Origin of the sequence: Kitasatospora sp. NPDC048545, assembly GCF_040651155.1 — a bacterium.
In the GTDB taxonomy this organism is placed as follows: Bacteria; Actinomycetota; Actinomycetes; order Streptomycetales; family Streptomycetaceae; genus Kitasatospora.
In genome coordinates this window covers 136852-160875 of sequence record NZ_JBEZIQ010000005.1, presented here as the reverse complement: position 1 = coordinate 160875, position 24024 = coordinate 136852, and the positions used below count along the sequence as shown (strand labels likewise).

The window sequence follows — 24024 nt, the reverse complement described above, 5'->3', positions numbered from 1 at the left end:
TCCCCGTGCTCCTCACCATCGACGTCGGCAACACCCAGACCACACTCGGCCTGTTCGACGGCGAGGAAGTGGTGGAACACTGGCGGATCTCCACCGATCCGCGCCGCACGGCCGATGAACTGGCCGTACTGCTGCAGGGGTTGATGGGCAACCACTCCGCGGTCCGGGAGGCCACGGTGGAGGGCCTGGCGATCTGCTCGTCCGTTCCCGCCGTGCTCCACGAGCTCCGCGAGGTGACCCGCCGCTACTACGGCGACGTCCCCGCGGTGATCGTGGAGCCCGGCGTGAAGACCGGGGTGCACGTCCTGATGGACAACCCCAAGGAGGTCGGCGCCGACCGGATCGTCAACGCGCTGGCCGCCAACCACCTGTACGGCGGCCCGTGCATCGTGGTCGACTTCGGCACCGCGACCACCTTCGACGCCGTCAACGCGCGCGGCGACTACGTCGGCGGCGCGATCGCCCCCGGGATCGAGATCTCCGTCGAGGCCCTCGGCGTCCGCGGCGCCCAGCTGCGCAAGATCGAGCTGGCCCGCCCGCGCAACGTGATCGGCAAGAACACCGTCGAAGGCATGCAGTCCGGCATCCTCTACGGCTTCGCCGGCCAGGTCGACGGCCTGGTCGAGCGGATGGCCCGCGAACTCGCCAAGGACCCGGACGACGTCCAGGTGATCGCCACCGGCGGCCTGGCCCCGCTGGTCCTCGGCGAGGCCACCACCATCGACGTCCACGAGCCCTGGCTCACCCTCATCGGCCTGCGCCTGGTCTTCGAGCGCAACCGCCCGAGCTGAGCGGCGCTCAGCGGGCGGGCTCCCCGGGGACCGGCAGTCCGGACGGCAGGACCGGTGGCACGGCGACGCTGACGGCTCCCGGCCGCGCGTCCGGTTCCGGAGTCGTCCGGGGCGGGAAGGTGTGCCAGAAGGAGACGCCGGGCCCCTCGGGCAGGGCGGCCGCGACCCGCTGCCAGCCCGCGTCCCGCACCACCCGTTCCAACTGGTCCGCGGTCAGCGGCGGGTCCCCCCGGGTGATCGACGCGCCGGGCTCCAGCGGCTCGCCGTTCCACTCCTCGACCACCACCTGGTAGCCGTCGGCCGACAGGACCGAGATCCAGATCTTCGTCCCGTCCTTCCCGTCGACCCGGGGGTTCAGCCGGCTGGTCATCACGTTGTCGGCCGGATCGGCGGACACCGTGCAGGGGTCGTTCATCAAGGGTCCGGTCACGCAGCCGGGCCGGACGCCCGTCGGGGCGCGGGTGACGAAGGCCAGGAGCTGCGCCCGGCCGTGGCCGTCGTCCAGCACCAGCCGCACCTGCGGCGCCCGGCTCTCCGTCCCCCGGGCCTCGGCCACCACCACGGTGCCCTTCGGCAGCAGGCCGGTGACCATGCGCGCGAGTTCCGGGCCGGGGATCGCGGCCGGCCCCGCGGCGGCGGCCGTGCCGACCGGCACCGGGACCCGGACGCCGGGCAGCAGCCCGCCGGCCGCGACCAGGGCCACCGCGGCGGCGCCCGCCGCGGTGCCGATCCGCCGCCGGCGGCGCAGTCGGCGGCCGTGGGCCCAGCCGGTGTCGACCAGCGGGCCGGCATCGGTGTCGTAGGCGTCGCCGGCCCGGCCGATCGCCTCGGTGAAGGTCTGCTCGAACTGCGGGTCGGGCCCGTGGTCTTCCGTGGGCATGCCGAACCGTCCTCTCCGTTTGGTCGGGTCGTTGTGGGGTGGCGCCGGGCCGGTGCGGCGGCTCAGCGTTCGGCGAGCTCGCCGAGGCCTTCGCCGAGGACAGCGCGGATCCGGCCGAGGGCGCGCAGGGACCGGGTCCGGACGGCGCCCGGGGTGCTCTGCAGGACCGCCGCGGTCTCCTCGACGCTGCGGTCCTCCCAGTAGCGCAGGACCAGCACCGCCCGGTCCTGCGGGGCGAGCCGGCCGAGCGCGTCCACCAGGGTCAGCCGCAGTTCCGGGTCGTCCGGCTGGCCGGGCCCGTCCGGAACGGTCCCGACCGGGCGCTCGTCGCTGGAGCGGCGGCCGCGGTGCGAGAGGAAGGCCCGCACCAGCACGGTGTGCGCGTACCCGGCCGGGTTGTCGATCCGGGGCCTGGAGGCGAACCAGGCGGTGCGGTGCCACTGGGTGTAGACCCGTCCGAGCGCCTCCTGCACCAGGTCCTCGGCGAGGTGAGTGTCCCCGCCGGTGAGCAGGCAGGCGGACCGGTAGAGCGGGCGGGCCCGGGCGACGGCGAAGGCCCGGAACTCCTCGTCCCCCGCCGGTCCCGCGCCGCCGTCCGCCGTCCGTCCGGTTCCATCCCGTCCGCCTCCCGTCCCCGTGCTCCCCCCGTCACTTGGATGACCAGGTGTGCACCGGGTGGCGTTACAGGTGCCGCGCACGGTTTTCCCGGCGGGCCCGACCGTGCGGAATTCCACGCGACGTTACCGACAAATCGGATATTCCTCACGTAGTGTCAACCCATGCCTACGCCACACGGATCGCGCGGCGGCATGGCCTTCAGCGCCGACGAAGTCCGCGTGCTGCGCCGAGCCCTCGCCCAAGCCCTGCACCCCGCCGTTCCCGTCCACTTCCAGGGGCCCGACCGGCCGGCCTTCGCCGGACCGGGCGCCGAGCTGTGGGCGGAGGACGTCCAGGACGCACTGCGTCTGACCGAGGCGATCGACGAGGCCGTCCAGGAGGGCGGCCGACTGCGCGCCTTCCTGCTCGCCGACCTCGGCCGCTACCGCTCCGCCCTGCCCGGCAGCGCGCCCGGCTACCTGGAACGGCTGGAGGAGGCGGTGTCGGACGGCTACCTGCCCGGGCCCGAGGACCTCACCGCACTGCGCGGGCTGACCCGTCAGCCCTGCGGCCACGGCGAACGGTCGCGCCGCTCGCGGCTGGCCGGGCGCTGCCACGCGCTGGCCGAGGCCGCCGTCCGCGAACGCCTCGCCCTCGCCACCGGCCAGCCCCGCCACCTGGTGGCCGTACCCAGCCCCGCCGCACCCCCCAGCAGTCACCCCACCCCTGTAGGAGGACGGACCACCATGAGCAGCACCGACTCCCGCCCGGAGCAGCCCGCCGAGCCCGCCGCCGCCAAGACCCCGCCCCGCCCGCACCGGATGCCCACCCCGGCCGAGCTGTTCGGGCGCCGCCCCAAGCCCCCCGCGCAGCCCGCCCCGCCCGCCGACGAGGCCCCCGAGGAGATCGAGCTCGCCACCGGGACCGGCTGAGCCGCCCCGCCCGCCCGGAAGGGGGAGACCGCCGACCCGGTCTCCCCCTTCCGGCCGTTCCGGCCCGGACCGCCGTTTCCGTCCTCACGACCAATCCCGGCGCGGAGCACCGTGTGTGGCTGGCTACCCTTGTGGGGTGAGCGATCAGAGCCTTGTTCCCGCGACCGACGACCTTCCCGAGCAGATGCGCGTCCGGCGCGAGAAGCTGGACCGGCTCCGGGCGGCCGGCGTCGACCCGTACCCGGTCGGATTCCCCCGCACCAGCACCATCGCGGACCTGCGTGCCAAGCACCCGGACCTGGAGCCGGACACCGCGACCGGCGAGCGGGCCGGGATCACCGGCCGGGTGATCCTCTCCCGCACCGGCGGCAAGCTGTGCTTCGCCACCCTGCGGGACGGCACCGGCGACCTGCAGGTGATGTTCTCCCTGGACAAGCTGGGCCCGGAGCGGCTGGCGGCCTGGAAGTCCGACATCGACCTCGGCGACCAGGTCGGCGTCGAGGGCGAGGTGATCACCTCCAAGCGCGGCGAGCTGTCCGTGATGGTGGACCGCTGGGAACTCACCGCCAAGTGCCTGCGCCCGCTGCCGGACAAGCACAAGGGCCTGACCGACCCGGAGGCCCGGGTTCGCCAGCGCTACGTGGACCTGATCGTCAACCCCGAGGCCCGCGAGATCCTGCACCTGCGCAGCCGCGTGGTCCGCTCGATCCGCCGCACCTACGAGGACCGCGGCTACATCGAGGTCGAGACCCCGATGCTGCAGCCGGTGCACGGCGGCGCCAACGCGCGTCCGTTCAAGACGCACATCAACGCGTACGACATCGACCTGTACATGCGCATCGCCCCCGAGCTGTACCTCAAGCGGCTGGTGGTCGGCGGCGCCGAGAAGGTCTTCGAGATCAACCGGAACTTCCGCAACGAGGGCGCCGACTCCACCCACAACCCGGAGTTCACCTCGCTGGAGTCGTACGAGGCCTACGGCGACTACGACACCCAGGCCGAGCTGATCCGCGAGACGATCGTCAACGCGGCCCGGGACGCGCTGGGCACCACGGTGATCAAGGGCGTGGACGCGCACGGCGTGGAGCACGAGATCGACCTGGCCGAGCCCTGGGAGGAGGTCAGCGTCTACCCGGGCGTCTCCGCGCACCTGGGCACCGAGGTCACCCCGGAGACCACCGTCGAGGAACTGCGCAAGCTGGCCGCCGCGCACGGCATCCCGTTCGAGAAGGACTGGGGCCACGGTCAGATCGTGCTGGAGATGGTCGAGCGCCTGCTGGAGGAGAACGCCGTCCGGCCGACCTTCATCAAGGACTACCCGACCGAGGTCTCCCCGCTCACCCGCCAGCACCGCTCGGTGCCGGGCGTGGCCGAGAAGTGGGACCTGGTGATCTTCGGCACCGAGATCGGCACCGCCTACTCGGAGCTGGTCGACCCGGTCGAGCAGCGCGCCCGCCTCACCGCCCAGTCCCTGCTGGCGGCCGGCGGCGACGTCGAGGCGATGCAGGTGGACGAGGACTTCCTGCGCGCCCTGGAGTACGCGATGCCCCCGACCGGTGGCCTCGGCCTCGGCGTGGACCGCCTGATCATGCTGCTGACCGGCAAGAACATCCGGGAGACCGTGCTCTTCCCGCTGGTCAAGCCGGAGCCGAAGGCCGCCGCCGTGGCGGCGGAGAAGACCGAGGAGGAGTGACCTGATGGACTACGTCAGCGCGATCGTGCCGCCGCTGGTCATGGCGATCGGTTTCGGGTTCCTGGTGCGGGCCATCTTCCGCAGCCAGGGCGGGAACCAGAAGGCCAAGGAAGACTTCGACTGATCGTCCCGGGGGCCCGGAACGACCCCCGGGCCCCGGGCGACCCGCGAGCGGGCCCGCGACTGACGCCGTCAGCCGCCCCGGACGACCGGTGCGCCGCCATTCCCGATTCCCGGGGGTGGCGGCGCGCCGGTTTGGCGCACTTCACAAGATTTGCCCCATTCACTCCCTATCCTGGCCGCACTATGGTCCGGCAACTCGGCGAACTTGAGAACGCCATCATGACCCGGGTGTGGCAGTGGAACCGGCCGGTGACGGTTCGCGAGGTTCTCCTGGATCTGCAGGCGGAACGCGAAATCGCGTACACCACGGTGATGACCGTCCTGGACAAGCTCCACAGAAAGGGCTGGCTGCGCCGCGAGCGGGCCGGCCGGGCCTATCGATATGAACCGGTCTCCTCGCGCGAGGCGTACACGGCGGCCCTGATGAACGACGCCTGGGCCACCAGTGACAATCCGGCGGCGGCCCTGGTGCACTTCTTCGGGCTGATGTCGCCCGAGCAGCGCGAGGCACTCCGGGACGCGTTGCGGGTCGCCGCCCTGTTCCCGCCCGATCCGGCGGGCGCGGATTCCGCCGCCACGGACGGCCCGGATACCGGCGAACCGGATACCGACGGACCGGATACCGGTGGGACCGCGGCGGGCTCGACGCGATAACGTCCCGCCATGGAGGTCACCATCCGCCGCGCACGGACCACGGACGTGCGGGCAGTACGCAGGCTCATCGACGCCTACTCGCGCGACGGCATTCTGCTGGACAAGCCCACTGTCACACTGTTCGAATCCGTCCAGGAGTTCTGGGTCGCGGAACGGGACGACACCGGCGCGGTGGTGGCCTGCGGCGCCCTGCACGTGATGTGGGAGGACCTCGCCGAGGTCAGGACGCTCGCGGTGGACCCGGTCTGCCAGGGCTTCGGGATCGGCCACCTGCTGCTGGAGAAGCTGGTGCAGACCGCGCGCTGGCTCGGCGTCCGTCGGATTTTCTGCCTGACGTTCGAGGTCCCCTTCTTCGCGAAACACGGTTTCGTCGAGATCGGGGAGCTCCAGGAAACCGATGATGGTACGACAGACCCGGCGGCGATCGCTACGGACGTCTATGAAGAACTTCTCCGCTCGTACGATGAAGGCGTCGCCGAGTTCCTTGACCTGGAGCGGGTGAAGCCCAACACACTGGGCAACTCGCGCATGCTGCTGCACCTCTGAGCGGGCTCCGCGCGGGTCAAGGGTTTGTGTTTTCCGGAGAAAGGCGCTTTCCTTTCCTTAGGCAATGGGTCGTTTAGCGGAAAGGGAAGCCCGTGGCACAGAGGGTGCAGGTCATTCTTGAAGACGATCTCGACGGTGGTTCGGCGGACGAGACGGTGACGTTCGCGCTCGACGGCGTTGCCTACGAGATCGACCTGAAGAGCGCCAACGCGGACAAGCTCCGCGGGCTGCTGGCGCCGTACGTGGAGAAGGGCCGCAAGCAGAGCGGCCGGCTCGCCGGCGCCCGCCGGCCGGGCCGCACCTCGGCCCAGCGCCCCTCCGGCAGCGCTCCGGACACCGCGAAGGTCCGCGCGTGGGCCAAGGAGCAGGGCATGGAGGTCAACGACCGCGGCCGCGTGCCGAGCACGGTCCGCGAGGCCTACGACAAGGCCAACGCGTCCTGATCCCGGCGCCGTCGGCACGCCGGAGCGGGTGCGGGGCCCCGGCTGTCGCGCACGGCACCGACGACACACGCGCGGGGCGCGGAGGACTCTCCTCCGCGCCCCGCGGCGCGTGCCGGCACGGCCGCGGCACCGAGGGACGTCCGGGACGGGTGCTCGGGCGGCGGAACAATCACGAGCTGTGCAACGCTGTAGGGGCGAAGCGGTAACGCGGACACCCCGGGACGGCGTACCGACCACCCCGGCCGCCGTTGAACCACCGTCACCGCGGCCCGACTTCTCGCCAGGCGAACACCGCCACCGCGGAAACTGCGCGAGAAGCGCCCCGATACCGGGTATGAATGCAGGTGGACGGGTTCTGCGCCCGTCCAGGGGCAGTATGCGCGACCGGCCGGAGAGGGTCCGACCGCGCCCCGGCGGCGCTTGTTCGCCGATGGCGTAGCGGATTCCGGTGCATCCGGCCCACCAGTGGGAACACCGATTCCCAGCATCAGGTTGGGATTGGTGTCGGCTGGTCGCGCAGCATCTCGCTCCTCTACCGGGGAGTGAATCCGTGGGCCGCGCCGCTGAGCGGGACTAGCATGCGGAAGGACAGGGCGGGGACGGACCCCGAACTGCCCGACCGCTCTGAGGAGCGATAAACGATGTTCGAGAGGTTCACCGACCGCGCGCGGCGGGTTGTCGTCCTGGCTCAGGAAGAAGCCCGGATGCTCAACCACAACTACATCGGCACCGAGCACATCCTCCTGGGTCTGATCCACGAGGGCGAGGGCGTCGCCGCCAAGGCCCTGGAGAGCCTCGGGATTTCTCTTGAGGCCGTTCGCCAGCAGGTCGAGGAGATCATCGGCCAGGGCCAGCAGGCCCCGTCCGGTCACATTCCCTTCACCCCCCGGGCGAAGAAGGTCCTGGAGCTGTCGCTCCGCGAGGCCCTTCAGCTCGGCCACAACTACATCGGCACCGAGCACATCCTGCTCGGCCTGATCCGCGAGGGCGAGGGCGTCGCCGCCCAGGTCCTGGTCAAGCTGGGTGCCGACCTCAACCGGGTGCGCCAGCAGGTCATCCAGCTGCTCTCCGGTTACCAGACCAGCGGCGGCAAGGAGTCGGCCACGGCCGGCGGGCCCGCCGAGGGCACCCCGTCGACCTCGCTGGTCCTGGACCAGTTCGGCCGCAACCTCACCCAGGCCGCCCGCGAGGCCAAGCTCGACCCGGTCATCGGGCGCGAGAAGGAGATCGAGCGGGTCATGCAGGTGCTGTCCCGCCGCACCAAGAACAACCCGGTGCTGATCGGTGAGCCCGGCGTCGGCAAGACCGCCGTGGTCGAGGGCCTGGCGCAGGCGATCGTCAAGGGCGAGGTCCCGGAGACGCTCAAGGACAAGCAGCTCTACACGCTGGACCTGGGCGCCCTGGTGGCCGGCTCGCGCTACCGCGGTGACTTCGAGGAGCGCCTGAAGAAGGTCCTCAAGGAGATCCGCACCCGCGGCGACATCATCCTGTTCATCGACGAGCTGCACACCCTGGTCGGCGCGGGCGCCGCCGAGGGCGCCATCGACGCCGCCAGCATCCTCAAGCCGATGCTGGCCCGCGGCGAGCTGCAGACCATCGGTGCCACCACCCTGGACGAGTACCGCAAGCACCTGGAGAAGGACGCCGCGCTGGAGCGCCGCTTCCAGCCGATCCAGGTCGCGGAGCCCTCGCTGCCGCACACCATCGAGATCCTCAAGGGTCTGCGCGACCGCTACGAGGCCCACCACCGGGTCTCCATCACGGACGCCGCCCTGGTCGCCGCCGCCACCCTGGCCGACCGGTACATCTCGGACCGCTTCCTGCCGGACAAGGCGATCGACCTGATCGACGAGGCGGGCTCGCGCATGCGCATCCGCCGGATGACCGCGCCGCCGGACCTGCGCGAGTTCGACGAGAAGATCGCCGACGTGCGCCGCGAGAAGGAGAGCGCGATCGACGCGCAGGACTTCGAGAAGGCCGCGTCGCTGCGCGACGACGAGAAGCAGCTCCTGCAGGCCAAGGCCAAGCGCGAGAAGGAGTGGAAGGCCGGCGACATGGACGTCGTCGCGGAGGTCAACGAGGAGCTCATCGCCGAGGTCCTGGCCACCGCCACCGGCATCCCGGTCTTCAAGCTGACCGAGGAGGAGACCTCGCGCCTCCTGCGCATGGAGGACGAGCTGCACAAGCGCGTCATCGGCCAGAAGGACGCCATCAAGGCGCTCTCCCAGGCCATCCGGCGCACCCGTGCGGGCCTCAAGGACCCGAAGCGCCCCGGCGGTTCGTTCATCTTCGCCGGCCCGTCCGGTGTCGGTAAGACCGAGCTGTCCAAGACGCTGGCGGAGTTCCTCTTCGGCGACGAGGACGCGCTGATCGCGCTCGACATGTCCGAGTTCTCCGAGAAGCACACCGTCTCCCGGCTGTTCGGCTCCCCGCCCGGCTACGTGGGCTACGAGGAGGGCGGCCAGCTGACCGAGAAGGTCCGCCGCAAGCCGTTCTCGGTCGTCCTCTTCGACGAGGTCGAGAAGGCCCACCCGGACATCTTCAACTCGCTGCTGCAGATCCTGGAGGACGGTCGCCTGACCGACTCCCAGGGCCGCGTGGTCGACTTCAAGAACACCGTCATCATCATGACGACCAACCTCGGCACCCGGGACATCTCCAAGGGCTTCAACCTGGGCTTCGCGGCCACGGGTGACACCCAGACCGGGTACGAGCGGATGAAGGCGAAGGTCGGCGAGGAGCTCAAGCAGCACTTCCGCCCCGAGTTCCTGAACCGAGTCGACGACATCGTGGTGTTCCACCAGCTGTCCGAGGAAGACATCATCCAGATCGTCGACCTCATGATCGCCAAGGTGGACGAGCGGCTCAAGGACAAGGACATGGGCCTGGAGCTCAGCGTCGAGGCCAAGAAGCTGCTGGCCAAGCGCGGCTACGACCCGATCCTGGGTGCCCGTCCGCTGCGCCGCACCATCCAGCGCGAGATCGAGGACCACCTCTCCGAGAAGATCCTCTTCGGTGAGCTGCGGGCCGGCCACATCGTCGTCGTCGACGTCGACGGCGAGGGCAAGAGCGCCAAGTTCACGTTCCGCGGCGAGGAGAAGTCGGCCGTCGCGGACACCCCGGCCGCGGTCGCCTCGTCCGGTCCGGACCTGACGAAGTAGCCAACTTTTAACAGACAACTTCACAGCAACCGAGCCCCCGGCGTCCGCGCCGGGGGCTCGGTGCGTTCCGCCCCTCCGCACCCGGTGCCGCGGCGGGACGGGACGGACGGCCTCCGCCCTGGTTGGTACGGGTGCGGCCGATTTCTCAGCCAGGTTTAATCAACATACGGTTGACAGATGGTCAGCTGATGGGAAGTCGCGGAGCATAGCGCCGTGGCCATGTCATGGTCAAGGTCTATCTTTTTTGTGCACGCTTGTATCAAATGACGTCCACCTGTCTTTCATTTTGGTTTGCCGGGCTTTGGCCAAGAGCTGGCCCCGGTCGGGGAGGACGTCACAACGTTGAAGAACACCAGGAGAACCGCTGCGGCTGCCACCGCCGCAGCGGTCATAGTCACGCTCGGCGCGGGCCTGTTCCCGTCCACCGCCGTCGCGGCCGGTTCGGCCCCCGTGCCGAAGGACCCGGCCGAGGCCGTCCAGAACACCGAGCACAACATCCCGGGCCCGCTGACCGCGAAGGTGGAGGCCGAGCAGAAGGCCGCCACCGAGAAGCTGCTCAACGGCACCGCCCAGGTCGAGCAGCACAACGGCAGCACCAGCGTGAAGCTCGGCAAGGACAAGTACGTGGAGCTCGCCCGCGAGCGCACGGACAAGATCTTCACCATCCTGGTCGACTTCGGCGACCAGGTGGACAACACCACCAAGACGCCTGACGGCAAGGTCAAGTACGGCGGCGAGGCCGGCCCGAAGCACAACGAGATCGCGCAGCCGGACCCGGCCACCAACAACTCGACCGCGTGGCAGGCCGACTACAACCAGCAGCACTACCAGGACCTGTACTTCTCCAAGGACAAGCCCTCGCTGAAGACCTTCTACGAGAAGCAGTCCTCGGGCCGCTACTCGGTCGACGGCGTGGTCTCGGACTGGGTCCGGGTGCCGTGGAACGAGGCCCGGTACGGCTCGGACTACTGCGGCTCCAACGTCTGCGCCAGCGCGCAGGACCTGATCCGCGACGCCGTGGACATCTGGTACAAGGACCAGCTGGCCAAGGGTCAGACCGACGCCCAGGTCAAGGCGACGCTGGCCCAGTACGACCAGTGGGACCGTTACGGTTCGCACCACGACGGGAACTTCAACCAGCCCGACGGGTACATCGACCACTTCCAGATCGTGCACGCCGGCGAGGACAAGTCGGCCGGTGGCGGCAAGCAGGGCAGCAAGGCCCTGTGGGCGCACCGCTCGTACGTCTACGGCAACCTGACCGGCTCGGCCGGCCCCGAGGGCAACAAGCTCGGCGGCGTCCAGGTCGGCAACTCCGGTCTCTGGATCGGCGACTACACGATGCAGCCGGAGAACGGCGGCCTCGGCGTCTTCGCCCACGAGTACGGCCACGACCTCGGTCTGCCGGACCTCTACGACACCGCCGGCAAGGGCATCGACAACTCGGTGGGCTTCTGGTCGCTGATGTCCTCCGGTTCCTGGCTCGGTGAGGGCAAGAACAGCATCGGCGACATGCCGAACGACCTCGACGCCTGGAGCAAGTACCAGCTCGGCTGGCTGAAGGTCGACCGCGCCAAGGCCGGCACCGAGTCGACGCACCACATCGGCCCGGTGGAGTACAACACCGACCTGCCGCAGGCGCTCCTCGTCGACCTGCCGAAGAAGAGCATCACCACCGACATCAACAAGCCGTTCGCGGGCGGCAACGAGTGGTGGAGCGGCAGCGCCGACAACCTGAACGTCACGCTCACCCGTGACATCGACCTGACCGGCAAGACCAAGGCCAGCATCAACGCCAAGGCCTGGTACGAGCTGGAGCCGGACTTCGACTACGCCTTCGGCGAGGTCTCCACCGACGGTGGCAAGACCTGGACCGTCGTGGACGGCACCTGGAACGGCACCGCGCTCCCGCGCGAGAACAACCGTCCGGCCGTGAACGGCCTGGCCGCCACCTGGGGCGACCTGTCGTTCAACCTGGACGCCTACGCCGGCCAGAAGATCCAGTTCCGTTACCACAACACCACCGACGGCGGCCTGCACTACCGCGGCCTGGCGCTGGACAACATCGCGGTGGTCGCCGACGGCGCCACCCTGTTCAGCGACGACGTGGAGAACGGTGACAACGGCTGGGCCGCCACCGGCTTCACCCGCTTCGCCGGCTCGTACACCAAGGACTACGCGCAGTACTACATCGCGGAGAACAAGCAGTACGTGTCGTTCGACGCGACGCTGAAGACCGGCCCGTACAACTTCGGCTTCGCCGACAAGCCGGGCTGGGTCGAGCACTACGCGTACCAGCCCGGTCTGCTGATCTGGTACTGGGACACCTCCCAGACCGACAACAACGTCAGCGCCCACCCGGGCCACGGCCTGGTCCTGCCGGTCGACTCGCACCCGACCCCGATCAAGTGGAGCGACGGCACCCTGATGCGTCCGCGCGTGCAGGGCTTCGACTCCACCTTCGGCTCGCGCCGCGTCCCCGCGCTGACCCTGCACAAGGCCGGCGTCGAGACCGTCGTCCCGAAGTCGAAGGGCGTCGACGAGTTCAGCGACCTGAAGTCGTGGTGGTCCAAGGACAACCCGTACTCCGGTGTCGACGTGCCGAAGACCGGCACCAGCATCGAGGTCGAGAACGAGTCCTCGAACTACCTGGAGACCTGGATCCGGGTCCGCCCGGTCGACAACTGATCGAGCCCGTAGCGATCAGCCTGTGACCAGGCAGCTCTGACAACTCCACGTCCGGCCCGTCCCCGCACCGCGCGGGGGCGGGCCGGACGCTTGTGCAGGGCCGGACGCCCCGCCAAAGGCCGACGCCGCGTCAGGCGCGGTGCTTCGTCGGGCGGGGGTGCCTCGTCGAGCGGCGGCCGCCGCCTCCATACCGGCGGCGGTCGGGCCGAGGGCGACGGCGGTGCTCGCAGCCGCGCAGGGCGGCGAAGCGGCGGTCCGCCGCACTCGGGCGGTCACCGGCGTCGGGGTCCTCGCTCCCGGCGTCGTCCATGCGTCGATGGCCCCGCAGTCGACCGGGCCGCTCGGCAGTGCGGACCGATGCGGACCGAACCCGTCGAACCCCGCCCACGCGTGGTGCTGGTCACAGGCCCCCGACCCGGTACGACCGGCGGTAGTAGTGGGGCCGAGCGGGACGGCGGGGCGCCCGGGAGCTGGCGTCGGCGATCGGATCCCATGATCGGCACTTGGCCGGACCGGACGGTCGGCGTCACATCGACTACCCGGCGTCGTACGTCACACCGTTTGGGAGTCCGTCCGGTGCCGGTTACACCTGAGTGGTCCCCCGCTCAGCACGCCCCGAACGGGCCTTTCGTGCTGCCCCCGAACGACCAGTGAGGCACGGCCACCGATGTCCGACGTACCGCCCGTGGGGCCGGCCCTGCGCCGGCTCGGCCACGCCGTCCGCACCCGTGTCGAGCCCCTGCGCACGCTCGCCGCCGACGTACCGCCCGTGGGGCCGGCCCTGCAGCGGCTCGCCGCCCGCACGGTGGCCCTGACCGCGGCCTGGCAGCCCCGGCTCGACGACGCCGTCCGTACCCACGTCGCACCGCTGCGCACGCTCGCCACGCCCCGGCACACGACCCTGCCGGGCAGCCGCCAGCGGGCGGAGCACGACCACGCGCTGGCCTCGGTCGGGGCCGCCGCGACACTGCTCGCCGGCGTGCTGCTGGTGGCCGCCCCCGGCAGCGCCTCGGCCCAGACCGTACTGCCCACCACGCCGGGCAGCTCGGCCTTCACCGCGCCGCGGGCGGAGGTGCCCAACGCCGGGCTGGTCCAGGTGTCCGGGCCCAGCCCGTACAAGCTGCCCGAAGACGGCGGCACGGCCCAGCAGTTGGTGGCGGTGGCGGACAACCTGCTGCCGCTGGAGCCGCCCGCCCCGGCCGAGCCCGCTCCCGCCGCCGCACCGGCGCCCGCACCCGAGCCCGCACCCGCCCCGGCGCCGGCGCCCGCACCCGAGTGGTCGGCGCCGGTGCCGGACGCGCCCACCAGCAACCCGTACGGGGTGGCCAACCGCAGCTACGCGGCCGGCTACCACACCGGGGTGGACTTCGCGGTCTCCCCGGGCACGCCGCTGCTGGCGGTCGGAAACGCCACGGTGGTGTCGGCCGCTTGGGACGGCGCGTACGGCAAAGAGGTCGTCCTGCGGCTCGCGGACGGGCACTTCGCGCAGTACGCGCACATGTCCTCGCTCGCGGTCTCGGCCGGCCAGCAGGTCGCGGCCGGCCAGCGGATCGGGCTGTCCGGGAGCACCGGAAACTCGACCGGGCCACACCTGCACTTCGAGATCCGCACCAGCAACCGCTACGGCGCGGTGGTCAACCCGATCGCGTACCTCGCGGGGCACGGCGTCACGAACTTCTGACCGGTCCTCACGGACGCGCGGCGGCCGGGGCGGCGCTCGGCGCGTCCGCGGCGTTCGGCAGATCCGCCGCGTTCGGCGAATCGGGGGCCGGCACCGCCGGGTGACTGATCCTGCCGCCGATCTCCAGCGCGATGTCCCGGGCCGTCCCGATCGCCTCGTGCAAGGTGGTCGCCGTGTCCAGCGGCTCGCCCCAGACGTTCTCGGCGTGGCCGCAGTCCGCGTTGTCCTGCTTCAGCAGGAACAGCGCCGAGTGGACGGTGAACAGCGCCATCGCGGCCCGGAGCCGGTCCGCGAAGTCCGCATCCGGCCCGTGTACCAGCTGCATCATGGTGATCATGCGGTCCCGGAAGGCGAGGCCCGCCGGGGACTCGCGCAGCGCGGGCTGGTTCTCGTGGAAGAAGCGCAGCAGCGGGGCCCGCTCGGCCATCCCGTCCGCGAAGCGGCGGATCAGCTCGTCGCGCATCTCCGGGCTCCAGGCCTGCGTGCGGCCCCACGCGACGGTCTCGTCGATCGGCGCGGCCATCCGCTCGACGATGCCGAGGACGATGTCGTCCTTGGTCTTGAAGTGGTAGTAGAGCGCGGCCTTGGTCACACCGAGGCGGTCGGCGATCTCCCGCAGTGAGGTCTGCTCGTAGCCCTGCTCGGAGAAGAGCTCCAGCGACACCTCGATGATGCGAGCCCGGGTGTCGCTGCGGGGGCTGTGCGGAGTGCCCATGGCCTGCCTCATGACTGCGTCGGTGACTGCTGCGGACTCCCGGTGGCGTCCGCCCCGGACAACATTCTCCCTGCCCGGGTGGCTGGTTCGAAAACTGGCTTGACGACCGGCTAGTGAACAACTTACCGTGCCGACGATCGATAAACTAGCCGGGCGACAAGTAAGTGAGCCGCCGACCGGCCCGATGCTCCGTCCGACCCACCCCTCCGGGAGACCCCACCTCATGTCACAGTCCAAGACCGCCGGCCCGGTACCGGAGGACAAGACGGCCGAGGAGGAGCAGCCGCGGTCACCCCGCGAGATCCGCCTCGTGATGGTCGGCCTGGTCGTCACCATGCTGCTGGCCATGCTCGACAACCTGATCGTCGGCACCGCGATGCCGACCATCGTCGGCGACCTCGGCGGCGCCGAGCACCTGTCCTGGGTGGTCACCGCCTACACCCTGGCGACCGCCGCCTCGACCCCGATCTGGGGCAAGCTCGGCGACATGTACGGCCGCAAGGGCACCTTCCTCACCTCGATCGTGATCTTCCTGGTGGGCTCGGCACTGTCCGGCCTGTCGCAGAACATGAACGAGCTGATCGGCTTCCGCGCCGTGCAGGGCCTGGGCGCCGGCGGTCTGATGGTCGGCGTCATGTCGATCATGGGCGCGCTGGTTCCGCCGCGCGACCGCGGCAAGTACCAGGGCATGTTCGCCGCGGTGATGGCGCTCGCCACCATCGGCGGCCCGCTGGTCGGCGGCTTCATCACCGACCACCTGAGCTGGCACTGGACCTTCTACATCAACCTGCCGCTCGGCGTGGTCGCGCTGGCCGTCGTCATCGTCACCCTGAAGCTGCCGAAGGTCCGCAGCACCGCCAAGATCGACTACCTGGGCGCGATCCTGCTCACGGTCGGCATCACCTCGCTCGTGCTGATCACCACCTGGGGCGGCCAGCAGTACGCCTGGGGCTCCAAGGAGATCCTCGGCCTGGCCGCGCTCGCCGCCGCCTCGCTGATCGCCTTCTGCTACGTGGAGCAGCGGGTCGAGGAGCCGATGCTCCCGCTCACCCTGTTCAAGAACCTGAACTTCACCCTGGTCTCGATCATCGGCTTCGTCGTCGGCTTCGTGATGTTCGGCTCGACCGTCTTCCTGCCGCTCTACCAGCAGATCGTCCAGGGCGCCTCGGCAACCAACTCCGGCCTGCTGCTGATGCCGATGATGTTCGGCATGCTGGTGATCTCGCTGGTGGTCGGCCAGGCGGTCACCAAGACCGGCAAGTACCGGATCTACCCGATCATCGGCACCATCGTGATGACCGGCGGCATGGTCCTGCTCTCCACCATGGGCACCGGGACCAGCAGCTTCACCTCGGCCTGCTGGATGATCGTGCTCGGCGCCGGCATGGGCTTCCTGATGCAGATCACCATGCTCGTCGCGCAGAACAGCGTCGAGCTCAAGGACATGGGCGTGGCCAGCTCCACCGCCACCCTGTTCCGCACCATCGGCGGTTCCTTCGGTGTCGCGCTGTTCGGCGCGCTGTTCAACAACCGGGTGACCGACACCATGAAGGAGAAGCTCGGCGACCAGGCCGGCGCGGGCGGCGGTGTGAAGGACCCGGGCCAGATGAGCCCGGCCGCGCTGCGCAAGCTGCCCGAGAACATCCAGGACGCCTACCACCACGCGGTGTCCAACGGCATGCACACCGTCTTCCTGTGGGGCGCTGGCGTGGCCGTGATCGCGATCGCCGCCGCGCTGTTCCTGCGCGAGGTGCCGCTGCGCGGGACGGGCAAGGGCGAGAAGCCGGCCGAGGCCTCGCTGGAGGCCGCGGCCGTCTGACGGTCCCGCCCGGCACGACCGCGGCGCCCCCGGAAGGTTCGTCCTTCCGGGGGCGCCGTCGTTCGTCCGGGGCCGTCGCGGTGCCCCGCGGTCGGCGCGGTCCGGTGCCGACCGGTGCGGTCCCCGCGGTCCGGTGCGGTTCGCCGGTGGCTACTGCGGCAGTCGGTAGACGCCCTGCTCGACCGGCTCGACCAGGCCGTCCGCGACCAGGCCGTCCAGCGCCCGGGCCCGCTGCACCGCGTCCGGCCAGACCGCGTCCAGCCGGACCTGCTCGACCTCGCCGTGCGCCTCCCGCAGCACCGCGAGCAGCTTGCCGCGCACCTGGCGGTCCGTCCCCTCGTAGGACTGGCCGCGTCGCGCCGGGCCCTCGTACGGCGGGCGGCCGGCCCGCTGCCAGGCGCAGCCGACGAACAGCGGGCACTCCCCGCACTCCGGGCCGCGCGCGGTGCAGACCAGCGCGCCCAGCTCCATCACGCCGACCGCCCAGGTGGCGGCGGTCTCGGCGTCGTCGGGCAGCAGCCCGGTGGCGGTGCGGCGCTCGGCCGCGGTGGTGGCCTGGGCCGGGTACTCGACGCCGGTCACCGCACGGGCGAAGACCCGGCGGACGTTGGTGTCCAGCACCACGTGCCGCTGGCGGAAGGCGAAGGAGGCGACCGCGGCGGCGGTGTACTCCCCCACCCCGGGCAGCGAGAGCAGCGTGGCGTGGTCGTCCGGGACCTCGCCGCCGTGCTCCTCGGTGATCGCCACGGCGGCCGCGTGCAACCGCAGCGCGCGGCGCGGGTAGCCCAGCCGGCCCCACATCCGGACCGCCTCGCCGGGCGCGTCGGCGGCGAGGGCGGCCGGGGTCGGCCAGCGGGTCAGCCAGGCCTCCCAGGCGGGCAGCACGCGCTTGACGGGGGTCTGCTGGAGCATGAACTCGCTCACCATGACCGCCCAGGGCGTCGCGTCGGGGGTCCGCCAGGGCAGGTCGCGCTTGGTCGCCTCGTACCAGTCCAGGACGGTGGAGTGGAACAGCGGCAGGGGCATCGGCAGTCGAACGCCGTCGACGGCGGTGGCGGTGGCGGTGGCTGTGGCGGCGGTGGTGAGGTCAGCAGTCATGGCCCTTCGATCCTCCCACGCCCGCTGAGCCGGCCGAAGCGGAGGAGACAGGTCCGGATGCCCCGGAGGATTTCCCGGAAATCAGCCCTCCGAGGCTCCCTCGAACGGATCAAATGGCGGATCATGTGAAGGAAGGGGCGACTGTGCGGTGTTGGTGAGTCAAACGCCACACACAGTCTCGTAGAGTTTGGTCGTGCCCTCTCTGCGTCAACCCGTGGGACCGCTGCCGGCCTCGATCTACTGGCGTCGGCGCGTCGTCGTGCTCGCCGCCGTCGCGGCGGTCGTCGCCCTGATCGCCTGGCTGATGAACGATCAGGGCGGGGGCGGTGACGGCGGCTCGTCGAACAAGGCCGCCCAGGCCGTTCCGACCCAGAGTCAGACGCCGGCCCAGGCCATCACGCCCGGCGCCTCGCCGAGCGGCCCCGCGGCGCGCCCCGGTGGCGGCTCGGGAAGCAACCCCGGCGGCGGCCCGGTGGCCGGCGGTGGCGGCACCGAGGTCAACATCAGCGGTGGCGGCACCGGCGGCGCCAACCCGGCCCCCGCGGGCGGTTCGAGCGGCGGCGGCACCGGTGGCGGTGCGGCGGGCGGTTCCGGCGGCACGGGCGGCACCGGCGGCGGCGCCCCGGCGTTCAACACCCCCGAGATCATGGCGCTTCCGGTCTGCGCCTCCTCGCAGGTCGCCCTGGAACTGGCCGGTACCCAGAACTCGTACCAGCCCAAGGACAAGCCGCGGCTCGCCCTGACGGTCAAGAACTCCTCCGGCGCCAACTGCCGGGTGGACCTGGGCCGGGCCGCCTCCGCGATCACCGTCAGCGCCAGCAACGGCGACCGGGTCTGGTCCTCCGGCGACTGCCCGACCGACCGGGGCAGCATCTGGGTGCAGCTGGCGGCGAGCGGCAGCCAGACCGAGACCTTCACCTGGGACCGCAGCCGCAGCAAGCCGCAGTGCGCGACCAGCGACCTGGCTCCGCCGGCGAACGGCACGTACGTGGTGCTCGCCGAGCTCACCGGGCTCTCCGGGGACAAGGTCTCCGCGCGGGCCTCGATCCGACTGGACAACTGAGGCCCGGTCGACTCCGCTCGGAGCCCCCGGCCGCGCGGCCGGGGGCTCCGGCGTTCCGGGCCCCGCTTCGGCCCCACCTCCGGCTCCGCTCCGGCGCACGGGTGGCGCGGCAGGGCGGGAACACGGGACGGCCCCCGGGGAAACGTTCCCCGGGGGCCGTGAGCCGTGAGCCGTCCGCGCGGCGGGTCAGACGTAGCGCTCCAGGATGGACGATTCGGCAAGGCGGGACAGGCCCTCGCGGACCGAGCGGGCCCGGGTCTCGCCGACGCCCTCGACCGTCTGCAGGTCGTCGATGCTCGCGGCGAGCAGCTTCTGCAGGCCGCCGAAGTGCTCGACCAGGCGCTCTATCACCGTGTTGGGCAGCCGCGGGATCTTCGCCAGCAGGCGGTAGCCGCGCGGCGAGACGGCGGAGTCCAGCGACTCCGGCGAGCCCGAGTAGCCGAGCGCCTTGGCGACGGTCTGCAGGTCCAGCAGCTCGGCGTGGGTGAGCGCCTCCAGGTCGGCCAGCACCTCGTTGACCGTCCGGCCCTTCTTGGCGGCCCGCTCCGGGAAGTAGTCCCGGGCGACCAGTTCGCGCTCCGGCTCCACGCCCGCGATCAGCTCGTCCAGCTGCAGCGAGAGCAGGCGGCCGTCGATACCGAGTTCCAGCACGTAGCCGGCGATCTCGGTGGCGATCAGCCGGACCATCTCCAGGCGCTGGGCCACGGCCGTGACGTCCCGGACCGTGACCAGGTCCTCGATCTCCAGCGCGGAGAGCGTGCCGGCCACCTCGTCCAGGCGCAGCTTGTAGCGCTCCAGGGTGGCCAGCGCCTGGTTGGCGCGGGACAGCACCGTGGTGGAGTCCTCCAGCACCCGGCGGGTGCCGTTGACGTACATCGCGATCAGCCGCATCGAGTGCGAGACCGCGACCACCGGGAAGCCGGTCTGCCGGTTGACCCGCTCGGCGGTGCGGTGGCGGGTGCCGGTCTCGTCGGTCGGGATGGTCGAATCCGGCATCAGGTGCACGCCGGCCCGGACGATCTTGGTGATGTCCTTGTCGAGCACCACCGCGCCGTCGAGCTTGCACAGCTCGCGCAGCCGGGTCGCGGTGAACTCGACGTCCAGGACGAAGCCGCCGGTGCAGATGGGCTCGACCGTCTTGTCGAAGCCCAGCACGATCAGGCCACCGGTGTTGGCCCGCAGGACCCGCTCCAGGCCGTCACGCAACGCCGTGCCGGGCGCGATGGCGGTGAGGGAGGCCCGCAGCAGGGCCTCCTCACGGGAGGCCTTGTCCGCCCCCCGGTCGCTGGCTGCCACGTGACTCCTCCGGTCGACCCCGTGCCGCGCGCCTCGCGCCGTGCGCCGGTCCGCGGTCTGTTGCTCTGTCGCTCAGTACCGCTCGGTACTGCCTTCTGGCCAATGAGACTGGGGAAAGTCTAACTGCGTGCGGCTGCGGCAGGGCTTGGGTCAGCGCAGTTCGTCGGAGTCGAGCGGCTCCCAGCCGTCCATCAGCTCCTCCGGACCGACCGCGACCCGGGCGGAGCGCGGGGCCGGGGGCGCCGACGGTGCCTCAGCACGGGCCTCGCCGCGCGGCTTGGCGGCCGCCCGGCGCCGGCCCGGGATGGCCCGCAGCGCCTCGCCGATGTCGGCCACCTCCACCACCTTCATGCCCGGCGGCACCTTGCCCGGGTCCGGCGGGACCAGGGCGTGGGTGAAGCCCAGCCGGTGCGCCTCGGCGAGCCGCCGCTGCACACCCGTCACCCGGCGCACCTCGCCCGCCAGGCCGACCTCGCCGATCGCCACCAGGTTGCTGGGCAGCGGGGTGTCGGTGGAGGAGCTGGCCACGGCGAGCGCGACCGCGAGGTCGGCGGACGGCTCGCTCAGCTTCACCCCGCCCACCGTCGCGGTGTAGATGTCCTGCTTGCCGAGCTTCACGCCGCCGTGCCGCTCGACCACGGCCAGGATCATCGCGATCCGGGGCGACTCCAGGCCCGAGGTGGTGCGGCGCGGCGAGGGGATCTGCGAATCCACCATCAGCGCCTGCACCTCGGCGACCAGCGGGCGCTTGCCCTCCAGCGTGACGGTGAGGCAGGTGCCGGGGACGGGCTTGTCACGCCTGGTCAGGAAGAGGCCGGACGGGTCGGCCAGGCCGACGATCCCCTCGTCGTGCAGCTCGAAACAGCCCACCTCGTCGGTGGCGCCGTAGCGGTTCTTGACCCCGCGGATGAGGCGCAGCCGGGCGTGCCGGTCGCCCTCGAAGCTGAGCACCACGTCCACCAGGTGCTCCAGCAGGCGGGGGCCGGCGATCTGGCCGTCCTTGGTGACGTGGCCGACCAGCAGGGTGGCCATGCCGCGCTCCTTGGACGCCCGGATCAGCGCGCCCGCCACCTCGCGGACCTGGGCCGGGCCACCGGGGGCGCCGTCCAGCTCGGCGGAGGCGATGGTCTGCACCGAGTCCAGGATCAGCAGGCCGGGGTTGACCGCCTCGATGTGCCCCAGCACCGCGCCCAGGTCGGACTCGGCGGCGAGGTAGAGGTGCTCGGAGAGGGCGTTGATGCGGTCCGCGCGCAGCCGGACCTGGCCGGCCGACTCCTCGCCGGTGACGTAGAGCGTGCGGTGCCGGTCGGTGGCCGCCTTGGCGGCGACGTCCAGCAGCAGGGTGGACTTGCCGACGCCGGGCTCGCCGGCCAGCAGGACCACCGCGCCGGGGACCAGCCCGCCGCCGAGCACCCGGTCCAGCTCCGGGACGCCCGTCGATCGGGCCGTCGCGACCTGGCCGTCCACCTGGGCGATCGGGCGGGCGGGCGCACTGACCGGGCCGGCCGCCGTGGTCCGGATCGGCACGGCGCCGTACTCCTCGACCGTCCCCCAGGCGTTGCACTCCGGGCAGCGCCCGACCCACTTGGGCAGCTGGTTGCCGCACTCGGTGCAGCGGTACGCCGGGCGCGGCTTGGCGGTGGTCTTGGAACGGGGAGGCATGCGGCCCACGGTAGCGCCTGGGTACGACAGCGGCGGTCCGCCACCGGGCTCGCCGCGCGTCCACACAGATGGGCGATGTTGTTACCCGAAAGAAGTACATACGCGGCGAATGGCGGGGAAGAGCCGTCCCGGGTCTCTACCGTCGGACGGGTGACAACGCGAACTGTTGGGCCGGCCGGGCCGCAGGCCGCCGCCGTGCTCGCGGCGTACGACCGGCAGGTGGACGGCCTGTTCACCTACTGCCTCTCGGTGCTGTGCGAACACGACGCCGCCGCCGACGCCCTGCGCGAGGTCCGCGACCTGGCGCAGCGGCACGGCGCCCGGCTGGCCGAGGCCGGCCTGGTGCGGGCCTGGCTGTTCTCGCTGGCCCGGTACTGCTGCCTGCGGCGACTCGCGGACGGGGGCACGGCTGCGACCGGACCCGGCGGTAGGAGCGGGACCGGGGCCGGGCGAGCGGCCGGGGAGGAGCCGAGCGAGGCCGAGGCGGCCCGCCGGCGGCGCGAGCTGGCCTCGCTCGCCTGGCCCGAGGCGGCCGGCACCGACCCCGAGCAGCGCGAGGCGCTGGAGCTGTCCGTCCGGCACCGGCTGACCCCGCTGGAAGTGGCGGCGGTGCTGGGCCTGCCGTTCGAACGGACCCGCGAGCTGCTGGTCGGCGCCGAGACCGAGGTGGCCCGGACCAGGGCGGCGCTGCTGGTGCTCGGCGTGGGCAGCTGCCCGGAGCTGGACCGGCTCGGCGGGGCCGGGGCGGAGTCCTGGCGGGACTGGGTGCTCGGCCCGGCACTGCGGCGGGAGCTGGTGCAGCACGTGGTCGACTGCCCGACCTGCCGGGGAACGGCGGAGCGGGTCGCCGGCGAGGCGGCCGAAGGGGCGGCGGGGCTGTCCGGGCTGCCGCTGTTGGGGGCTCCGGCGGGCGGCGTCGGTGCCGTGGGCGCCTCGGGTGTCGTGGGCGTCGTGAGCGCTGCCGGTGGCACGGGTGTCGTCGGCCTTGCGGGCGTCCGCCCCGGCATGGCGGCCGACCCGGGGCTGCGGTTCGACCAGGGCGGCTTCCCCCGGCACCGCGCGCCGGACGCGGGGCGCGGGCTGGCGGTCCGTCGGCGGGTGGTGACCACCGGGGTGCTCGCGGCCGTCCTGGCGGCGCCGGTGATCGCGCTCTGGGCCGGACACCGGGGCGGCGGCGGGGCGGGGTCGGCGGCCTCGATGTCGGCGGTGCGGGTGGACGAGGCCGCTCGGGAGACCGGGCAGCGGCCACCGGGGGCCGGGGGCCCGGCCGGCCAGGGGGTACCCGGGGTGCCCGGCCTGGAGCTGGCGGGGACGGGTGGTGTCGGCGGGGCGGGCGGTGCAGAAACGTTGCTTCCGGGTTTTCCGCGGCTGACCTTCCAAGGTGCGGTGGTCCCCGTCCCGGCACACGGCGCCACCCCGCTCGGCAGCCCGACCCTGGTCGCCGCCCCCGTCCCCGTGGTCGAACCCGTCTCCGCACCGGGCGCGCCCGAACCGGCCCCCGCCGGACTGCTCACCGTCGAGGCCGCCGAGTACGGCAGCCGGACGATCCTCACCCTCACCGACTCCGGCACCACCGAGATCCGCTGGCGCGCGGTGACGGACGCCGGCTGGCTCCGGCTCAGCCGCGACTCCGGCACCCTCGCCCCCGGCCAGCGGATCACCGTGACCGTCACGGTGGACGAGGACCTCGCGCCGACCACGCACTGGACCGCCCGGATCGCGCTCCCGCCCTCCCAGGCGGTGGTCACCCTGGAGGGCGGCCCGCACAACCGCGGCGGCTCGACCTCTGCACCGGCCGACCCGTCCCCGACGGACTCCGCGCCGCCGACGGCCGGCCCTTCGCCGACCGCCACCGGCGCGCCCTCGCCCTCGGGTTCGCCCTCGCCGTCGGGCTCGCCGACGGGTGCGCCGTCCTCGGCGCCGCCGTCCGGCACACCCTCCCGCCCGGGCACGCCCACGGCGGCCCCGACGAGCAGCGCCCCGCCGCGTCCGACGGGGACGGGGGCGCCCTCGGCGTCGCCGACCGCGCGATAGGCGGCGAACCGCTCCGGGACGGTGCTTGGGAACTCGGGGTGCCCGGGAGCTCGGGGTGCCCGGGGACGCTCCGACCTCGGCCGGTTCCCGGTTCCCGGCGACCGACGGACGGCGGGAAGCGGGCGGCGGGAAGCGGGCGGCGGGCGCA

General features: G+C 72.0%; 18 protein-coding genes. 12 read left to right on the top strand and 6 right to left on the bottom strand.

The window, feature by feature from the left end:
* Positions 1 to 5 precede the first annotated feature (5 nt).
* A complete protein-coding gene (locus tag AB0D10_RS07480) occupies positions 6 to 791 on the top strand; it encodes a type III pantothenate kinase (protein ID WP_360252834.1) in 786 nt (261 codons plus the stop codon).
* 7 nt (positions 792 to 798) lie between these two features.
* Here the strand turns inward: AB0D10_RS07480 and AB0D10_RS07475 are convergent, their stop codons facing one another.
* Positions 799 to 1671: a hypothetical protein gene (locus tag AB0D10_RS07475; protein WP_360252831.1), complete on the bottom strand. Its 873-nt coding sequence runs from the start codon at positions 1669 to 1671 to the stop codon at positions 799 to 801.
* A gap of 62 nt (positions 1672 to 1733) precedes the next feature.
* A complete protein-coding gene (locus tag AB0D10_RS07470) occupies positions 1734 to 2369 on the bottom strand; it encodes a SigE family RNA polymerase sigma factor (protein WP_360252828.1) in 636 nt (211 codons plus the stop codon).
* 81 nt (positions 2370 to 2450) lie between these two features.
* Between AB0D10_RS07470 and AB0D10_RS07465 the strand changes: the two genes are divergently transcribed.
* The 8 genes from AB0D10_RS07465 (at position 2451) to AB0D10_RS07430 (ending at position 14189) form a co-directional block, all read left to right on the top strand.
* Positions 2451 to 3200 (top strand): hypothetical protein, encoded by a 750-nt coding sequence (locus AB0D10_RS07465; protein WP_360252825.1) that lies wholly within the window; start codon positions 2451 to 2453, stop codon positions 3198 to 3200.
* A gap of 136 nt (positions 3201 to 3336) precedes the next feature.
* A complete protein-coding gene (gene lysX, locus AB0D10_RS07460; RefSeq protein WP_360252822.1) occupies positions 3337 to 4893 on the top strand; it encodes a bifunctional lysylphosphatidylglycerol synthetase/lysine--tRNA ligase LysX in 1557 nt (518 codons plus the stop codon).
* A gap of 306 nt (positions 4894 to 5199) precedes the next feature.
* Positions 5200 to 5670, top strand: a complete 471-nt coding sequence (locus AB0D10_RS07455) for a BlaI/MecI/CopY family transcriptional regulator (protein WP_360252819.1) — start codon at positions 5200 to 5202, stop codon at positions 5668 to 5670.
* 9 nt (positions 5671 to 5679) lie between these two features.
* Entirely contained in the window at positions 5680 to 6216 is a 537-nt protein-coding gene (locus AB0D10_RS07450; protein WP_360252816.1) for an amino-acid N-acetyltransferase, read from the top strand.
* A 92-nt stretch (positions 6217 to 6308) separates the two neighbouring features.
* On the top strand, positions 6309 to 6659 hold the full coding sequence (locus tag AB0D10_RS07445) for an Lsr2 family protein (RefSeq protein WP_360252813.1): 351 nt from the start codon (positions 6309 to 6311) through the stop codon (positions 6657 to 6659).
* 641 nt (positions 6660 to 7300) lie between these two features.
* Complete coding sequence (locus tag AB0D10_RS07440; RefSeq protein ID WP_360252810.1) at positions 7301 to 9820, top strand: ATP-dependent Clp protease ATP-binding subunit; 2520 nt, start codon at positions 7301 to 7303, stop codon at positions 9818 to 9820.
* 342 nt (positions 9821 to 10162) lie between these two features.
* Positions 10163 to 12508, top strand: a complete 2346-nt coding sequence (locus AB0D10_RS07435; protein WP_360252807.1) for an immune inhibitor A domain-containing protein — start codon at positions 10163 to 10165, stop codon at positions 12506 to 12508.
* A gap of 667 nt (positions 12509 to 13175) precedes the next feature.
* Entirely contained in the window at positions 13176 to 14189 is a 1014-nt protein-coding gene (locus tag AB0D10_RS07430; protein WP_360252804.1) for a M23 family metallopeptidase, read from the top strand.
* Between the two features lie 7 nt (positions 14190 to 14196).
* Here AB0D10_RS07430 and AB0D10_RS07425 read toward each other — a convergent pair whose 3' ends face one another.
* Positions 14197 to 14904, bottom strand: coding sequence for a helix-turn-helix domain-containing protein (locus AB0D10_RS07425; RefSeq protein WP_360252801.1), 708 nt, complete (start codon positions 14902 to 14904; stop codon positions 14197 to 14199).
* Between the two features lie 223 nt (positions 14905 to 15127).
* On the opposite strand from AB0D10_RS07425, the gene AB0D10_RS07420 reads away from it, so the two are divergent.
* Complete coding sequence (locus tag AB0D10_RS07420; RefSeq protein WP_360252798.1) at positions 15128 to 16723, top strand: MDR family MFS transporter; 1596 nt, start codon at positions 15128 to 15130, stop codon at positions 16721 to 16723.
* Positions 16724 to 16873: 150 nt separating this feature from the next.
* Here AB0D10_RS07420 and AB0D10_RS07415 read toward each other — a convergent pair whose 3' ends face one another.
* Positions 16874 to 17749, bottom strand: coding sequence for an A/G-specific adenine glycosylase (locus AB0D10_RS07415; protein ID WP_360253114.1), 876 nt, complete (start codon positions 17747 to 17749; stop codon positions 16874 to 16876).
* Between the two features lie 265 nt (positions 17750 to 18014).
* Between AB0D10_RS07415 and AB0D10_RS07410 the strand changes: the two genes are divergently transcribed.
* Entirely contained in the window at positions 18015 to 18884 is an 870-nt protein-coding gene (locus AB0D10_RS07410; protein ID WP_360252795.1) for a hypothetical protein, read from the top strand.
* A 186-nt stretch (positions 18885 to 19070) separates the two neighbouring features.
* Here the strand turns inward: AB0D10_RS07410 and disA are convergent, their stop codons facing one another.
* Together disA and radA are read right to left on the bottom strand one after the other, a co-directional pair.
* Positions 19071 to 20129: a DNA integrity scanning diadenylate cyclase DisA gene (gene disA, locus AB0D10_RS07405; protein WP_360253112.1), complete on the bottom strand. Its 1059-nt coding sequence runs from the start codon at positions 20127 to 20129 to the stop codon at positions 19071 to 19073.
* A 201-nt stretch (positions 20130 to 20330) separates the two neighbouring features.
* Positions 20331 to 21842 (bottom strand): DNA repair protein RadA, encoded by a 1512-nt coding sequence (gene radA, locus AB0D10_RS07400; RefSeq protein ID WP_360252792.1) that lies wholly within the window; start codon positions 21840 to 21842, stop codon positions 20331 to 20333.
* Positions 21843 to 21992: 150 nt separating this feature from the next.
* On the opposite strand from radA, the gene AB0D10_RS07395 reads away from it, so the two are divergent.
* On the top strand, positions 21993 to 23876 hold the full coding sequence (locus AB0D10_RS07395) for a hypothetical protein (RefSeq protein ID WP_360252789.1): 1884 nt from the start codon (positions 21993 to 21995) through the stop codon (positions 23874 to 23876).
* Positions 23877 to 24024 lie beyond the last annotated feature (148 nt).

What these genes read in the sequence shown, in the direction of transcription:
- AB0D10_RS07450 (WP_360252816.1), top strand. Translation starts at nt 5,680, where the DNA reads ATGGAGGTCACCATCCGCCGCGCACGGACCACGGACGTGCGGGCAGTA.
- AB0D10_RS07425 (WP_360252801.1), bottom strand. Translation starts at nt 14,904, where the DNA reads ATGGGCACTCCGCACAGCCCCCGCAGCGACACCCGGGCTCGCATCATC.
- AB0D10_RS07430 (WP_360252804.1), top strand. Translation starts at nt 13,176, where the DNA reads ATGTCCGACGTACCGCCCGTGGGGCCGGCCCTGCGCCGGCTCGGCCAC.
- AB0D10_RS07465 (WP_360252825.1), top strand. Translation starts at nt 2,451, where the DNA reads ATGCCTACGCCACACGGATCGCGCGGCGGCATGGCCTTCAGCGCCGAC.
- AB0D10_RS07455 (WP_360252819.1), top strand. Translation starts at nt 5,200, where the DNA reads ATGGTCCGGCAACTCGGCGAACTTGAGAACGCCATCATGACCCGGGTG.
- AB0D10_RS07440 (WP_360252810.1), top strand. Translation starts at nt 7,301, where the DNA reads ATGTTCGAGAGGTTCACCGACCGCGCGCGGCGGGTTGTCGTCCTGGCT.
- radA (WP_360252792.1), bottom strand. Translation starts at nt 21,842, where the DNA reads ATGCCTCCCCGTTCCAAGACCACCGCCAAGCCGCGCCCGGCGTACCGC.
- AB0D10_RS07475 (WP_360252831.1), bottom strand. Translation starts at nt 1,671, where the DNA reads ATGCCCACGGAAGACCACGGGCCCGACCCGCAGTTCGAGCAGACCTTC.
- AB0D10_RS07420 (WP_360252798.1), top strand. Translation starts at nt 15,128, where the DNA reads ATGTCACAGTCCAAGACCGCCGGCCCGGTACCGGAGGACAAGACGGCC.
- AB0D10_RS07415 (WP_360253114.1), bottom strand. Translation starts at nt 17,749, where the DNA reads ATGCCCCTGCCGCTGTTCCACTCCACCGTCCTGGACTGGTACGAGGCG.